Genomic DNA, 15,444 nt, shown 5'->3' with positions numbered 1-15,444 from the left:
GCTCAGTTTCGTCTTTTAAACCACAGGAAAAAGGACATCTCTTCGCGTGAAGGGATGTCCTTTTTTTCATGATTATAAAACTTTGCTTAAAAATGCTTTTGTCCGTTCGTGTTTCGGGTTTCCAAAAACCTGTTCCGGTGGTCCTTCTTCCACAATGACTCCACCGTCCATAAAGATGACCCGATCAGCCACTTCACGGGCAAACCCCATTTCATGGGTTACGACAACCATCGTCATACCTTCTATAGCCAGTTGCTTGATAACGTCCAACACTTCATTGACCATTTCCGGGTCAAGGGCGGACGTCGGTTCATCAAACAGCATGACTTTCGGTTTCATCGCAAGGGCTCTTGCAATGGCCACCCGTTGCTGTTGACCGCCGGACAATTGCTGAGGATAATTGTGAGCTTTTTCACGAAGCCCGACTTTTTGAAGCAATTCAAAGGCCAATGCCTCCGCCTCTTTTTTGTTCATTTTCCGGATGAGCATCGGTGCCATCGTAATATTATCCAATACGGTCATATGCGGGAATAGGTTGAATTGTTGAAACACCATTCCCACTTCTGTACGGATTTTGTTGATATCCGTTTTGGGATCATTCACTTTCACACCGTCGATATAAATTGCGCCATCTGAGATTTCTTCCAAAAGATTGATGCAGCGCAAAAATGTACTTTTTCCGGAACCGGAAGGACCAATCACACAAACGACTTCTTTTTCGTGAATTTCATAATCGATACCGTTCAAAACATGCAAATTACCGAAGTTTTTATGGAGATTTTCGATTTTGATCATGCAACAACCCGCCCTTCGTCATTTTTATTTTTGCGCGGATTGTATTCGATGCTGAACCGTTTTTCGATAAATGAAACAATTTTCGATACAATAAATGTCAGGATTAAATAAAGAGCCGCCGCAGCGAGATATGGCTCCCAGAAACGGAAATACGTTCCCGAAACGACTTTCGCCGCATACAAAATATCATTGGCGGCAATCACCGTCACCAAGGATGAATCTTTTAAGAGAGTAATAAATTCATTTCCAAGAGGGGGAATCATTCTGCGAAAGGCTTGGGGCAGAATCACTTTCCGCATCGCTTGGAATTGATTTAAACCGAGGGACCTTGCCGCTTCCATTTGGCCTTTATCAATGGATTGAATCCCGGCACGAATAATTTCGGCTACATAGGCCGCGCAATTCAATATAAGCGCGGCGATACCGGAAACCATAAATCCGAGTGAATGTCCAAAAATGGATGGAATCACCGCCAAGTGAATAATAAATATTTGAACAAGGAGGGGGGTTCCACGGAATAAATCGATATACAACTTACATGGCCAATAAAGCCATTTTCTTTTGGAGTTTTTCCCGAGACCAAGAAAAACTCCAAAGATGAATCCTCCGAAAAACCCACAAAGTGTCAATGCCAACGTTACCCAAATACCCCGTATGAAATAATCACGGTAGTTCCAGATTATATCCCAGCGAAAATCCAGGATTTCCATCTGAAACACCCCCTAAACTGTTATTCAAGTTCTTGTCCTGTAATTTCTGCCAACTTACCGTTTTCTTTGATTTTTTGTAAGCCTTCATTTAGTAAATCAAGCAATTCTTTGTTGCCTTTTTTCACCATTAAACCATAATATTCTTTTTCAAACGCATCGTCTTCGATGACTTTTAATTTTGCATTCGGATTATTTTTTAAATATTCATAAACTACCGCGTTATCACCAATTGCTGCTTGAGCCGTTCCATTAATTACTTCTTGGATGGCTAATGGAAGGTTTTCATACGCTAAAATATTTGGGTTCGTTTCGCCTAATAGCTTTTTCGCCGCCTGATGGCCTGTAGAGTTGATTTGTACAGAAACTTTTTTACCTTCTAAATCTTTCGCCGATTCAATCGGTGAATCTTCCGTAACCACAATCACTTGTGTCGCTTCGAAATATGGTTCAGTAAAGTCGAAAGTTTCTTTCCGTTCTTTGGTAATCGTAATTCCGGAAGCACCCATATCAAGTTCGCCGTTTTGCACTTGTTGGAATACCGCTTCCCAACCAACATGGCGCATTTCATAATCCATGCCGAGTTCATTGAAAATGGCATCAATAATATCTTTGTCGATTCCTACAATATTTCCTTTATCATCCATATATTCGAAAGGAGCGAAAGTCGCTTCTGTACCCACCAATATTTTTTTGTCTTTCAAACCGGATTCTCCACTATCAGAATTACCTGAAGATTTCTCGTCTCCCGCTCCACAGGCTGCCAATACAAAAGCAAACGCCATCAGCAACATTAATAAAAATACATGATTTCTTTTTACCATCTCGTTATCCTCCTTTGGTCATTATCTCGTTTCATCAGCAGCAACAAAAAAATGATTATGTGACACTGATATGTTTAATTATATAAATCGTCTAATATTTATACAACAAATAAATTGATTACACGATAAAATAATATAATATTCAGTAAATTCCCTCAAAAAGAAAGGGCTTACATTTATGGATAAAAATGGTTATTTGTTAAATGAGGCCACCAAATATTCATAAAAAATATCACAAAAATATCATACCCGTTTGGAGTGGGGAAGACCCTCCCCCACTTTTTTATCATTCGGCGCCATAAAAAATTTTTTAGAGCCCCAAAAATTTCAGCCCCGGCAAATTTGCCCGATGACTTGGAAATGTATATTTTATATTTTAATTCATTCCCGTTCCGTTCATTCCCAAAAATTTTTTATAGAAAATAATTGAGAATCAAAAAATGAATTTCCCAACAATTCAATTGATTAGGTTCTTAAAAAACTTTGCGCAAGTCCACAAGCAACATATGCAATGCTTCACCTTTCATAAGGACACTTCTTTCGATTAAAATTTTTGGGGTAGGATACTTAAATTTTATCAGAAAGGTGTCCTTTTTTGATGCAATCGAGTAGGAGGGAGCGATTAACTCCCGTCCTCTCACACCACCGTACGTACAGTTCCGTATACGGCGGTTCAATTAAGATAATTGACGCAAGTTTTCATAACTTCCGTGAATAGCTGTTCTCTTTATGCCAGTGGTCACTCCACCCTCCAAGAGGTCTCCCACGGGATTCACCGCTTCCTTCCTCAAGTGAGGTACTACGTTTTCTGTGTTCATCATGACTCACTGAATGCCAAGGGCTATTCTCTCTTAATTGTTCAGTCCTTCTTAGTAGTTCTAAACCAACTAATACTATGACCTCTGCTGACTTCTGACGGTTCAGCTACTGATCACTAAGTAGGTTACGAAGAGTATTTCACATATCCGCCAGACCTCCCCGGGTAAGAATGTAATCTTTCCTTCCATCTATCTGCTTCATTTACTCTGTACCACCTTTGGCAGAAAGGACTTTGTTTTGTTTAGCAAACTCATCCAATGATACCTAGCCTTATATGAAGTTCGTGTTCCTCAGACCGGAAGTTTGCCGCTCGCTTCCTTCAGATTCCGCGTCACCACGGACACCCTTGCGTTAAGCTAACTGTTACTTCTGCCTTCACAGTTCGGGACTTACACCCTATAGATTACACCCATGCCAGGCGCACTAAAAAAACCGCAGACATTTTTTAGTGTCTACGGTTTTTTGTTTAGAGGTGGGTTTTGTCCCAGCCTCTTCTTTTAGCACAATCACAATAAAGCTTACAGAAACTGGTAGGCTTTATGGTCCTGTTCTTTTGGAAAAACAGCTACAGTTGGAATGATCAAATGTTTTTTTCGCAAATGTCATGTCGTGCCCAAATTCATCCTCAAAATACTTTTACATCATCAGTAGTATTTTTTCTGTTCTTGTCCTGCTATTGTTTTCCGGCTTCGATTGTTGTCCATCACTGGCGGCCACCCACGCCAAGCCAGTCAAACAGAAGTACGCGCATCTCCACCGCTACATGGCCTCTGATAAAATTTCATTTTAGTTTGTTTCCATTTCACTTGTCTTGAATCGCTTAATCATATCTTGAAGATTGTCAGCCAACAGTTTTAAATCCGCATTTTGTTCTTTCAAGTACTCGATCGTGCTGTTTTGTTGGATGGCAGAAGCGGAAATTTCCTGAGTCGCAGCCACTCCCTGTTCTGAAATGGCCGAAATTTCTTGAATGGACATTAAAATTTTGTCGGATGCTTGATCCAAATCTTCCGTACTTTTCACTATCGTATCAATTCCTTTTGCCAATTGCTCCACTGACTCAAAGATTGAATTGAATAATCGCCCATTATCCTCGACAATCTCAACACCTTTTACAATATCTTCATAATCTTGCTGGTTCAAATTCAGCACGAGATTCGCCTGTTCATTAATTTCAACGATCGCTTTCGATATGGTTTTGATCGATCCATCCGTTTGATTAGCAAGTTTTTGGACTTCCTGGGCAACCACCGAAAATCCTTTGCCCGCCTCTCCGGCACGTGCCGCTTCAATGGATGCATTTAAAGAAAGAAGATGGATTTGTGATGAAATTTCCTGGATAATCTTAATAATTTCATTAATATGTTCTAATTTTTTCCCCAGATTAGACAAGTTCTCTTTACTTACCATGCCATTTTGTTTGATTTTGTTCATTTGTTCGGTGATGATTTCAACTTGGACATTTCCTTTTTCCGCTTGCTGACTCGTTTGATCCGTCAGGTTTTTAATCACCTTCGTTTGTTCATCTACATTGGATATCGATGAGGATATTTCCGATATCATATTGGAAATCCGTTCAATATGGTTGGCTCTTTCTTCGGCCCCTTTCGCCTCTTCATCTGTACTTGTCGCAATCTGCTTAGAAGCCTGATCCAATTCTTCAAAGGACTCCAATAGAGTTTGACTGGTAAGATGGATTCCTTCCGATTTCTCTTTTACATTATCTATGATGTCACTCAAATTTTTTCTCATTTCTTCAAAGCTGTTTGCCAAAATTCCTATTTCATCTTGGCGATTAATATTTATCGATTGGCTAAGATCTCCGGTAGAAAAGGTTTTCGCATATTGCACCAAACTATTAAGCGGTTTAGAAATCCGATTTCCAATAAATAAAGCCAATAAGATTCCAATAATAATCATCACAGCTGTTACAATTATTGAAATCGTCAATATCCGATTTTCCAACTGGTCGATAAATTTCGCGCTCATATCGATTCCGAAAATGGCTTCCACACCATCATCCTCTAAAGGAAGGAAAAATGATTTATGAACGCCCCATTTATCTCTGTAAATCGGACTCAGAACCGTCTCTTTTTCTTCAAAGGATGTTTTTTGATCCCCCGTAAACGGAGACTCAACCATAAAATCGTCACTGTCATTTAAAGCGACAATGACATCCTTTCCATTTTTTCTGGACAATACATATACATATTCGATTCCCTTTTTCCCTTCAAAAAATGAATCTAATTTCCGCTTCAGCTGCATCCCGTATTTTTCCGGGGATTCCATCGTATTCTTGATTAAATCCGGATCAATCGACTGTGCCAATAATTGCCCATTTTCTTTTAACAGTTCATCAAATTGTGGAATCACATGTTCTTGAATAATGTAATCTGATACATATTTAACAAACCCGAAAAGAATCATTGAAAATATAAGAAACGAAAATAAGAAACTGACAATTAATTGGGTTTTTATCGATTTCTTCCGAGTTATATTTCTCATTCCTTATCTCTCCCTCGAATGCTCCATTTCCTTTAATGCAATAAATGGCCGTAAATCCATTTGCAGTAATTGATAAAGCTCTTCCATTTTTTCGTTTTTGAAAAACACAACGGCAAACATTCTGTCATTGGTTGCTTGGATTTCTCGGTATTCCAAAATCTGGTTGAATTGTTCTTTGAATGACTGATGATCAATGGATTTTATCAGATTTTGTGAAAGATCCATCGGAATTTCCGCACAGAAGAAACCGTACAAACTTTGGTCCATCTGGCGGAGCACCGCTTCCCAGTCCGGGCTGGTTCCTTGAAAATAATGTTTATACACATTGCAGCCATAAGCATGATAGCCGAGATCCGTCGTTCCGGCCCCGGCAAATCTGAGCGGATTCATTTCAATCGGAATAATCGTTTGATTATGTTTTCTCACTTCAAAGTGAAGCGGAAAATTTTTTAACGGAACGATTTCTCTAAACTTATGCATAAAAGTCAACAGGTCATCATAGATTTCTTCGATCACTTGTTTGGACGTATAGTAGATTCGATCCGACGTATCATATTCGTCTTTGAACACATGCTTAAAAATATTTAAAATCACAGGATTGCCATCTTGATCATAATAACTGTCAACAGCATATTCTTCTCCAAATACCCATTGTTCAATTAATATACTCTCTCCGTTAATCACTTCATTGTCATACATGTTTTTTATAAAAAGCATATCCACACTTAACTTATGTAAGGCTTCCCGCCATTCTTCCGCGCTTTTTACTTTATAGACTCCAACGCTTGAATATCCTTTGCTCGGCTTAATTACAACGGGAAAAGGGATTTCCTCCACCGGAATTTTATAAAGCTCCTCCAGGTTTACCACCTTATAAAAATAATCAGGGTACATTTTAGTAAGGAGTTGACGGAACATTCCTTTATCTTTCAATTGTTTTGCCCAACGATTTTGAACAATGTTTGGAGCATAAGATTCAAGCAATGCCAAGCAGCTTTCCGAATTTGTCAATAACTTTTGATGTTCATCGATGGTAGAGAAAAAACCCTCAGCATCCATTATCTGTAGCGCATCCGGCATTTCCGGGCGGTTACTTTGTTTGAAAACTGGCACATCCAGTTCTTGCAACGATTTGACCAGAATAGGAGAAATGATTTGATCGTCAAGGAGAATCATGTTGAATCACCTTCCTAAAGTTGAGATTCTGCTTTTCCATAAATTTGAAATGTTTTAACGAAAAAATAAGATAAAATGGACAGTCCGCTCTTTTACCTCTCGTTCCGTATACATTCAATATGGCATCTAATCAATCCAATTGCTGAACCACAGCTGTCGCTGGAATCAAACGAAATAAGACCTACTACCGCTGATGAAAAGTCGCGACATTATTCTCGTTCTTTTTTTCGATGAATGGGCCCTTTATCTTATCGTCAAAATGATGAAGAATTTTAGCATTTTAAATGTTTTTTCCTTTTTAGGTAATTTCCTTATTTATTGGAAAATAAAGAATATTGACTAATTAGTTTCCTTCATAAATTGTTGACTATCATGACCCACTGCCGTTTCTGTTTTTTGAAAATGGAAGATTTGCAAAATGAAATGGAAAGTGGAACTTGTAAAACCACTCAACTGCGAAGATCCGGAAAAGACACATGTATATCGTGCCTCCAGGATGCGAGCAAAGACGGATCATTGGGATGAACAAAGGGGAAATGGATGCAAAATCGGGGAATTAAAACCCTTGAACTTGGATGGGGTTAAAATGGATGGATGAAATCAAAAAAACCTGAAATCAAAATATTTTCCCGACCCATCATTTTAGTTGCGATTGCCAAGGTGCACGTCCTCCGAACTGGGACTGACATGGGATTGCTTGGATTTCAAATACAAAAGGACAAAAAAAATCCCGGGACACGCAATGAAGTGACACTACTATGAAAATAACCGGGCAACATTTTTTCAGGTCCCCGAAAAAATGAAAAACGACTGCAAAAGCAGTCGTATCAAGGAATTTAATGTTTTGTAGCGCCCTCGGAGGGAATCGAACCCCCAGTGCAAGAACCGGAATCTTGAGTGTTATCCATTACACCACGAGGGCATATTAATCAACAAAAATTGAACGTATTGCCATTATTTGCATAATTTTAATCATTTTTCATATAATAATACATATGCAACACAGTTTTATTATATGATTACTTACGACTCTAATATTATACACAGGACTGCCAAACAATTCAACCATTAAAACACGAAATAATTATTTATTGCAAAGGAAACTGGATATTTGTAAATTCCATGAATTGCTGTACTTAATATTTGACCATTATTGACTATTATGTGTATGATAAACATACAAGCTGAAACTATTTCTGTTTCGGTACGTAGAAACATAATAACAATTATTGCTTAAGGAGGACATAAAATGAATTTAGTTCCTACAGTCATTGAACAAACAAGCCGTGGTGAGCGCGCTTATGACATCTATTCCCGCTTATTGAAAGACCGCATTATTTTACTTGGCAGCCCAATTGATGATAACGTTGCAAACTCTATTGTAGCACAATTATTGTTCTTAACTGCGGAAGATCCTGATAAAGATATTTCATTGTACATCAACTCACCAGGTGGATCCATCACTGCAGGTATGGCCATCTACGACACAATGCAATACATTAAACCGGATGTACAAACAATCTGTATCGGTATGGCGGCATCGATGGGTGCTTTCCTCCTTTCAGCAGGCGCAAAAGGAAAACGTTATGCATTGCCAAACGCGGAAGTGATGATTCACCAACCACTAGGCGGTGCCCAAGGTCAAGCTACTGAAATTGAAATTGCTGCAAAACGCATTCTTTTCTTGCGTGACAAATTAAACAAATTGTTGGCTGATCATACTGGCCAACCAATCGAAAAAATCGCGCAAGATACAGACCGCGATAACTTCATGACCGCACAACAAGCCAAAGATTATGGTTTGATCGACCATATCATCTCTTCCAGCGAAGAAAAATAATTTTTGAAAAGAGGTATCATCCATTCGGGTGATACCTCTTTTTTATATTTTGGCAAATTCCATTGGCGGTTATGTACTCCATTCCAGAGGATTTTTGCTCAAGAATGGCGAATTCTTATACAGGATTAGCGGATATCCCGATCAGGCAATGGAGGATTTCCCGGCATGGATCCCTTCTAAAGCGCCGGAAAATAAAAAAACTCACAATTCTCGAAAAAGTCTTCGAAAAATTGCGAGCGTTTTCAAATTATGAATAAATTAATCTTCTTTTGAAATAAATGATGATAACCCTTCAATAGCCTCGTTTTCATCATTGCCCTCTGCAATCAGTGTTACCGATGTCCCTCTTGCAATAGCCAAGCTCATGATTCCCATGATGGATTTTGCATTCACTTTCTTCTCATCTTTTTGCAAAAAGACATCGGATTTATAGCGGTTTGCCTCTTGAACAAATAATGCTGCTTGCCGAGCTTGCAAGCCGTTTTTCAACTTAACCTCCACTGTGGTTTCAACCATTCTATTTCCACACCCTTTCTAAACCGTTCATCTCATTTTATATTTATCTTATCGAAATTATATGAAAAGAACAATGCGATTCTTTTGAATTATTTTATCACTTTTTCGCCTCGGCGTAACTTTTCGGCAATTTCATCAATTTTTCTCAAGCGATGGTTGATTCCGGATTTGCTGACTGTCCCCGTTGAAATCATCTCACCCAATTCTTTCAACGTCACATCTTGATGTTCAATGCGGAGTCTTGCCACCTCCCGCAATTTTTCCGGCAGTTGGTCGATTCCGATGGTTTGATCGATAAATTTAATATTTTCCACTTGTCTTAAGGCAGCGCCAATGGTTTTATTCAAATTGGCCGTTTCACAATTGACGATCCGGTTGACGCTGTTCCGCATATCGCGAAGAATCCGGACATCTTCAAATTTCAGCATCGCTTGGAAGGCGCCGGTCAAGCCAAGAAATTCGGAAATTTTCTCCGCTTCTTTCAAATAAGTGATATGCCCTTTTTTCCGTTCGATGGTTTTGGCATTCAAGTTAAACTCATTCATCAAATGTGCCAATGCTTCACTGTGTTCTTTGTACATTGAATAGATTTCCAAATGATAGGAAGAGGTTTCAGGGTTATTGACAGATCCTCCCGCCAAAAAAGCGCCTCTCAAGTATGCCCTTTTTTGATTGCTTGTTTTTAATAAGGAGTTGGAAATTGAATGATTTAACTGGAATTCTCCCTGCAATATGTCAAGATCGTTCAAAATCTCGCGCGCACCTTCACGAATGCGGCAAATGTAAACATTATTCTTTTTCAAGCGCATTTTTTTGCGGACCAAGAGTTCAACATTATATGGATAAAGTTTCTTGATAATCGTATAAATTCTTCTGGCAATGGCTGCATTCTCCGTTTGCACATCCAAGATCAGCTGTTTGCTTGAAAAGGATAATGTGCCATTCATTCGGATAATGGCAGAGACCTCAGCCTTTAAACATTGATCGTTTGCCTCAATTTGAGTCAATTCCTTCTTCGTTTCCGATGCAAATGACATTCAAGCCCCCCCTCTCATCCTTGACCATGCTTTTTTTCATGAATATTCGAGCAGCCATTCCGCAATGGCTTTTCCCTCATGCCGAACAGCACCATTTTTTATTGTGGCAATATTTTTTTTAATAATTTCTAACCCCAGTTTTTTTAATTCTTCTTCATTTACTCTGACCGGTTCTGCGTTTCGTTCTTTATAGTTTTCTTTAATGGGGGATGGCAAATCGTTGCTGTTGACTAATATGGCATCCAAAAAAGGTGTGCCGACATGGTCATAAATCGCTTTCACATGATCCGCCGCCTGAAACTGATTGGTTTCCCCTTGTTGAGTCATCAAGTTGCAAATATAAATTTTTCTTGCTTTGGATCGGACAATGGTTTCTCCGATTTCTTTCACCAATAAATTCGGAATGATACTCGTATAAAGACTTCCTGGACCGATCAATATGACATCCGCGCTGTTGATTGCATTGATTGCTTCAGGAAGGGGCTTCACATCTTCCGGTACTAAAAAAACGCGTTTAATCCGCTTGTTGGACAATGGGATTTTCGATTCACCCTGAATAATCCGGCCGTCCAACAACTCTGCATGCAAATTGACTTTTGCATTTGCGGATGGAATGACCTTTCCATGCACATTTAATACTTTGCTCATCTCAATGATGGCACTAAAAAAATCACCGGTGATGTCGGTTAATGCGGTCAGCATCAAATTTCCCAAGGAATGTCCGCCCAAGTCCTGGGAATTTGAAAAGCGGTATTGAAACATTTGTTCCAGCAACGGCTCCGTATCAGATAAAGCGGCAATGACATTGCGGATATCCCCGGGAGGAGGAATGTCATAATCATCCCTGAGTCTCCCTGAAGATCCCCCATCATCGGTCACCGTGACAATGGCGGTTATATGAAAGGGATAAAGTTTCAACCCCCGTAAAATGGTCGATAATCCGGTCCCTCCTCCGATGACTACAATATTCAGTTTTTCCATCCAAACAATCCTCTCTTTAAGAACGAATATCCCGGTGGGTTACTTCCGTATGATATTTCTTGCTAAAATATTTTCCAAAATATTCAGTTAATGTAACCGAACGATGTTGGCCGCCTGTGCAGCCAAAGGCGATCACCAATTGCGGTTTCCCTTCTTTGATATATTGTGGAATGATGAAATCAAATAAGTCTTCCAATTTCTTGATTAAAATTTTTGTTTCAGCCGTGTTATAAACATAATCGTAAACTTCCTGGTCCAATCCCGTTTTATTTCTCAATTCTTCAACATAATAAGGATTATTTAAGAATCTTACATCAAAAACCAAGTCCGCATCAATAGGAATCCCGTTTTTATATCCAAAAGATACAACATTTATTGAAAATTTCGGACTGGACGAAAGGGAAAATTCTTCAGTAATACGTTCACGAAGCTCCCGCGGTTTCATTTTTGATGTATTGTAAATGTAACGGGCTCTGCCTTTTAATTCTGAGAGCATTTCCCTTTCTTTTTTGATTCCTTCAAGAGGCAGCCCACCGGGAGCCAACGGATGTTGCCGTCTCGTTTCCTTATATCTTCGGACAAGCGTCTGATCGTCTGCATCCAAAAATAATACCCGCGTATTTACGCTTTTTTCTTTTTCCAACGCATCCAGGGCATCAATGAGGGAATTGAAGAATTCCCCGCCGCGCATGTCCATGACTGCGGCAATTTTTGAAATTCTTTTTTTCGATTGTTTCATCAACGCCAAAAAAGTTGTCAACAATTTGGGTGGCAAGTTATCAATGCAATAATAGCCCATGTCTTCAAAGCTTTGCACTGCCACTGTTTTTCCGGCACCGGACATTCCTGTGATGATCACTAATTCATATTCATATTCTTTTCCATCTTTATCATCCATAAATTTCATCTCCTTCGATTAATTCCATCGAAGACTGATATTTTGCCTCTATCAATTCGTAATCTTTTGTATATACGCAAGTTCCGTACTGAATTCCTTTATTTAACGCACTAAACAACAGGATTTTCCGATCACCTTCCGCCATTGGAAGATGGTGAAGGTCTTCGATTGGGCGCCATTCCAAAATGCCTTCCCTGTTTTCCTTGTCAGGAGTCCCTTCAACACCTGTTGCGACAAAGGTAAATAGCATCCATTCATCGATGACTTGGTCGTCTTCTTTGATGACAATTGTATATACCCCTTTTAAATGGGCATTTTTAGGAGTAACATTCGTCTCCTCTTGAAATTCCCTTACCGCCGCTTCTAATATGGATTCTCCGCTCTCCATTTTTCCTCCGGGAGCTACATACCATCCTCTTCTGGGTTTTTTCAGAAGAAGAACTTGTCCATCCTGTATTGCTAATAAGTTGGCAATTCTCTGCATAATCCACACCCCAAATCTTTGTTACTCCTACTTTTATTATACCGTGACTGTTCATTCCGTTACAAAACAATACCTTAATAAACAATCTATAATTTAGAATTTATGATTAGAAGGCTTTTCGTAGAATCTTCAAAAAAAAAGTTGTTTCCAAAAATGGAAACAACTAAAAACTAACTAAAGGGGGGTTAAATTCTATTTTTATTATACCCCATTTTTACGGTGGAAAAAGTTACAATAAAGTTAATTTCTCATTACCCGTTTTTTACTAATTTTTCTTTCAGTTCTTCCACATATTGTTGCGCAGTTTGGGCTGCAATGCTTCCGTCCCCTGTTGCTGTTACGATTTGACGCAACGTTTTTTCACGCACATCCCCTGCCGCAAAAATGCCTTTCACAGATGTTTCCATTTTATCGTTCGTTACAACATACCCTTGCTCGTTTAAAATGCCGAGATTTTTAAAAGGTGCAGTCAATGGCGACATGCCGATGTAAACAAAGACTCCGTCGCATGGAACCTCTTTTTCTGAACCGTCCACTGTTGAAACCAGCGTTACACTTCCCACTTTTCCATCTTTTTCATTAATTTGCTTCACTGTGTGGTTCCAGATAAAGTCCACTTTTTCATTGGCGAATGCACGATCTTGCAGGATTTTTTGGGCACGCAATTTATCCCGGCGATGCACAATGGTCACTTTATTTGCAAAGCGCGTCAAATAAACGCCTTCTTCGACAGCTGAGTCCCCGCCGCCGACAACGATCAGATCTTTTCCTTTGAAAAATGCTCCGTCACAAACCGCACAGTAGCTTACACCGCGTCCGCCAAGTTCGTTTTCGCCGGGAACGCCCAATTTTTTATATTCGGCACCTGTCGCGATGATGATGGCACGGGTTTTATATTCTTTTGAACCTGCTTTGACGATTTTGAATTCTTCTCCGTCAATCACTTCGGAAACGTCGCCGTAAGCATATTCCGCTCCGAATTTTTTCGCATGTTCAAACATTTTTGTGGACAATTCCGGACCTAAAATGGATTCGAAACCTGGATAGTTTTCAATTTCCTCCGTATTCGCCATTTGTCCGCCGGGGATTCCGCGTTCCAACATCAGAGTGGAAAGGTTTGCGCGGGATGTGTATACCGCTGCGGTCATTCCTGCAGGCCCTGCACCGATGATAATGACGTCATAAATTTTTTCTTCTGCCATTTCTATTCCTCCCAACTACCTTTAATGTAGTGAAACCAAAATGAAACTTCAATTAATTTGCCTATTCTTCATTAAATGGCAAAAACTCCAGTAATTGGTCTACATACTTTGTCAATGTGGAGACCGTTATGCCATATTTTTTTGCAAATTGTTTTTTCGTGATTTTCTTTGAACTGACCGTTGAATAATACATATATTCCACTGCGGCGGTCAGGGCTTTCACATTTTTGAATTCGTAACCGTTCAAGAACGCTTTCTCGCTGAGTACGAACCACATTTGGAACAGATGCTGGATTTCGAGAGTCAATGCTTCAACATTGTTGAAAAGTTCCTCTGCAACGGCGATCAGGCGGATAAAATTTTTTTCCACTTTATTGTTCATATTGAATTGATGATTCAATGCATAAGCTAAACAAAGCTTTTCCAATCCGTTATATTTGGATAAATCAATTAATTTCGGATGGGAGATGATCTCCTGTTTAAATGCCGATTTGCCTAGCAGGAAAAAGCCGAACATCCGGTGGGCGGAATAATTGCTGCTGATTTTCTTGATAATGTAGTCCCGATTTTGATCGAGTGTCGGAATTTCGGACAGTTCTTTTCTTTTGATGTGTCTCCACGGTTCCATGCCGTTTTTTGAAGGATCCAGCTGGGTCAGCATTTCCCAGGCTCTTTCCGCTTCTTTCACATGATTTGAGAAGTATGCGGCTTGACTTAACCAAAAATAAAAACCGGGATCATTCGGCATCATCCGCTTTGACATGCTATGGAGCCATTTGTATGCCAAATCATATTCGCCAATCAGCGCCAACGTGGCACCCAGTTTATATCGGCTGTCAAAATCGAAAGGATGCACCTTTTTCAACACGTCCACCAAATAATGAAGCGCCGGTTCATCTTTTTCGTAATAAGCGATGATCGTTAAATTGCATAGCGCGTGCAGATTTCCGACATTTTCCCGGAGGACATGATTCAGGATGGCTTTCGATTGTTCCAAATCCCCTACATAAAAATAAGCGAGAGATAAATTGTTATAGGCTGGCCAAAGTTCCGGATATTGATCAACAAGATTTTCCAACACTTCAATCGCTTCATGGAATTGCTTTTCTTCCATCAAGCGGCGGGCTTTTTCTTGCATAATGATTTGTTCAAATGAATCCTCTTCATCAAAATCGTCAATTTCATTTTGCTCGAAATGGACGTAATCGATGATTTCTTTTGCTTCCCATGCGTAATATCCATCAGGCTCAAGTTCCAAATATTTTTCCGCATATTTTTTCGCATCATTCATCAAGCCCAAATAACCTGATACTTCTGCCAAATAATAAACATGTTCCGGTTCGTCCGGTTCCATGCAATATGCGGTGTGTATTAATTCATAAGCCTTTTCAAAATTTTGAGCGTTCATTTCCAACAGCCCGTAATGCATTAACACATGCGCATCATCCGGGCTCAATTCCGCTGCTCTTTTCATATATTTGTACGCCCGATCCATTTGGTCCTTTTCCAAGGCTTTGATTGCTTTGTTGAAATAATATTCTCCATCTGGAATGAACGAAACGATGTTATTGTTCTCTTTTTGTTGTTTCTTTTCCAAAATGAACCTCCAAGACAATAAATAAGGAACGTTTTAGAAACGTTCCTTTTATTAATCCACTTT

At 39.5% G+C, this 15,444-nt stretch carries 14 protein-coding genes and 1 tRNA gene; 1 reads left to right on the top strand and 14 read right to left on the bottom strand.

All coding sequences use genetic code 11. The features are described 5' to 3' along the window. Positions 1–72: 72 nt before the first annotated feature. The 7 genes from NSS77_RS10525 to NSS77_RS10495 form a co-directional block, all read right to left on the bottom strand. Positions 73–795, bottom strand: coding sequence for an amino acid ABC transporter ATP-binding protein (locus tag NSS77_RS10525; RefSeq protein WP_342468715.1), 723 nt, complete (start codon positions 793–795; stop codon positions 73–75). After that, on the bottom strand, positions 792–1,505 hold the full coding sequence (locus tag NSS77_RS10520; protein WP_342468714.1) for an amino acid ABC transporter permease: 714 nt from the start codon (positions 1,503–1,505) through the stop codon (positions 792–794). The genes NSS77_RS10525 and NSS77_RS10520 overlap by 4 nt, the downstream gene beginning before the upstream one ends. Before the next feature lie 20 nt (positions 1,506–1,525). After that, entirely contained in the window at positions 1,526–2,326 is an 801-nt protein-coding gene (locus NSS77_RS10515; RefSeq protein WP_342468713.1) for a basic amino acid ABC transporter substrate-binding protein, read from the bottom strand. Positions 2,327–3,003: 677 nt separating this feature from the next. After that, positions 3,004–3,147 carry a hypothetical protein gene (locus NSS77_RS10510; RefSeq protein WP_172597784.1) on the bottom strand — a complete coding sequence of 48 codons (144 nt, stop codon included), beginning with the start codon at positions 3,145–3,147 and terminating at the stop codon, positions 3,004–3,006. 784 nt (positions 3,148–3,931) lie between these two features. Then, positions 3,932–5,650, bottom strand: coding sequence for a methyl-accepting chemotaxis protein (locus NSS77_RS10505; RefSeq protein WP_342468712.1), 1,719 nt, complete (start codon positions 5,648–5,650; stop codon positions 3,932–3,934). Between the two features lie 3 nt (positions 5,651–5,653). Beyond that, positions 5,654–6,826, bottom strand: a complete 1,173-nt coding sequence (locus NSS77_RS10500) for an ATP-grasp domain-containing protein (RefSeq protein WP_342468711.1) — start codon at positions 6,824–6,826, stop codon at positions 5,654–5,656. A gap of 850 nt (positions 6,827–7,676) precedes the next feature. Continuing rightward, a tRNA-Arg gene (locus NSS77_RS10495) sits at positions 7,677–7,748 on the bottom strand. Positions 7,749–8,075: 327 nt separating this feature from the next. Between NSS77_RS10495 and clpP the strand changes: the two genes are divergently transcribed. Then, the gene (gene clpP, locus NSS77_RS10490; protein ID WP_342468710.1) at positions 8,076–8,666 is read left to right on the top strand and encodes an ATP-dependent Clp endopeptidase proteolytic subunit ClpP; all 591 of its coding nucleotides are present in this window, start codon (positions 8,076–8,078) and stop codon (positions 8,664–8,666) included. Between the two features lie 258 nt (positions 8,667–8,924). Here clpP and NSS77_RS10485 read toward each other — a convergent pair whose 3' ends face one another. The 7 genes from NSS77_RS10485 to NSS77_RS10455 form a co-directional block, all read right to left on the bottom strand. Beyond that, positions 8,925–9,182, bottom strand: a complete 258-nt coding sequence (locus NSS77_RS10485; RefSeq protein ID WP_342468709.1) for an HPr family phosphocarrier protein — start codon at positions 9,180–9,182, stop codon at positions 8,925–8,927. An 89-nt stretch (positions 9,183–9,271) separates the two neighbouring features. Further along, positions 9,272–10,219 (bottom strand): DNA-binding protein WhiA, encoded by a 948-nt coding sequence (gene whiA / locus NSS77_RS10480; RefSeq protein WP_342468708.1) that lies wholly within the window; start codon positions 10,217–10,219, stop codon positions 9,272–9,274. A 36-nt stretch (positions 10,220–10,255) separates the two neighbouring features. Beyond that, on the bottom strand, positions 10,256–11,200 hold the full coding sequence (locus NSS77_RS10475) for a YvcK family protein (RefSeq protein ID WP_342468707.1): 945 nt from the start codon (positions 11,198–11,200) through the stop codon (positions 10,256–10,258). Positions 11,201–11,216: 16 nt separating this feature from the next. Further along, on the bottom strand, positions 11,217–12,098 hold the full coding sequence (gene rapZ / locus NSS77_RS10470) for an RNase adapter RapZ (protein WP_342468706.1): 882 nt from the start codon (positions 12,096–12,098) through the stop codon (positions 11,217–11,219). After that, positions 12,091–12,582, bottom strand: a complete 492-nt coding sequence (locus NSS77_RS10465; protein ID WP_342468705.1) for an 8-oxo-dGTP diphosphatase — start codon at positions 12,580–12,582, stop codon at positions 12,091–12,093. Before NSS77_RS10465 ends, rapZ begins: the two co-directional genes overlap by 8 nt. Positions 12,583–12,833: 251 nt before the next feature. Beyond that, positions 12,834–13,784, bottom strand: a complete 951-nt coding sequence (gene trxB / locus NSS77_RS10460; RefSeq protein WP_342468704.1) for a thioredoxin-disulfide reductase — start codon at positions 13,782–13,784, stop codon at positions 12,834–12,836. A 61-nt stretch (positions 13,785–13,845) separates the two neighbouring features. Beyond that, positions 13,846–15,381 (bottom strand): tetratricopeptide repeat protein, encoded by a 1,536-nt coding sequence (locus NSS77_RS10455; RefSeq protein WP_342468703.1) that lies wholly within the window; start codon positions 15,379–15,381, stop codon positions 13,846–13,848. Positions 15,382–15,444: the final 63 nt, after the last annotated feature.

Source organism: Ureibacillus sp. FSL K6-3587 (assembly GCF_038593165.1).
In the GTDB taxonomy this organism is placed as follows: Bacteria; Bacillota; Bacilli; order Bacillales_A; family Planococcaceae; genus Ureibacillus; species Ureibacillus suwonensis.
The sequence above is the reverse complement of the archived record's forward strand: the minus strand, read 5'-3'. Positions and strand labels throughout refer to the sequence as shown.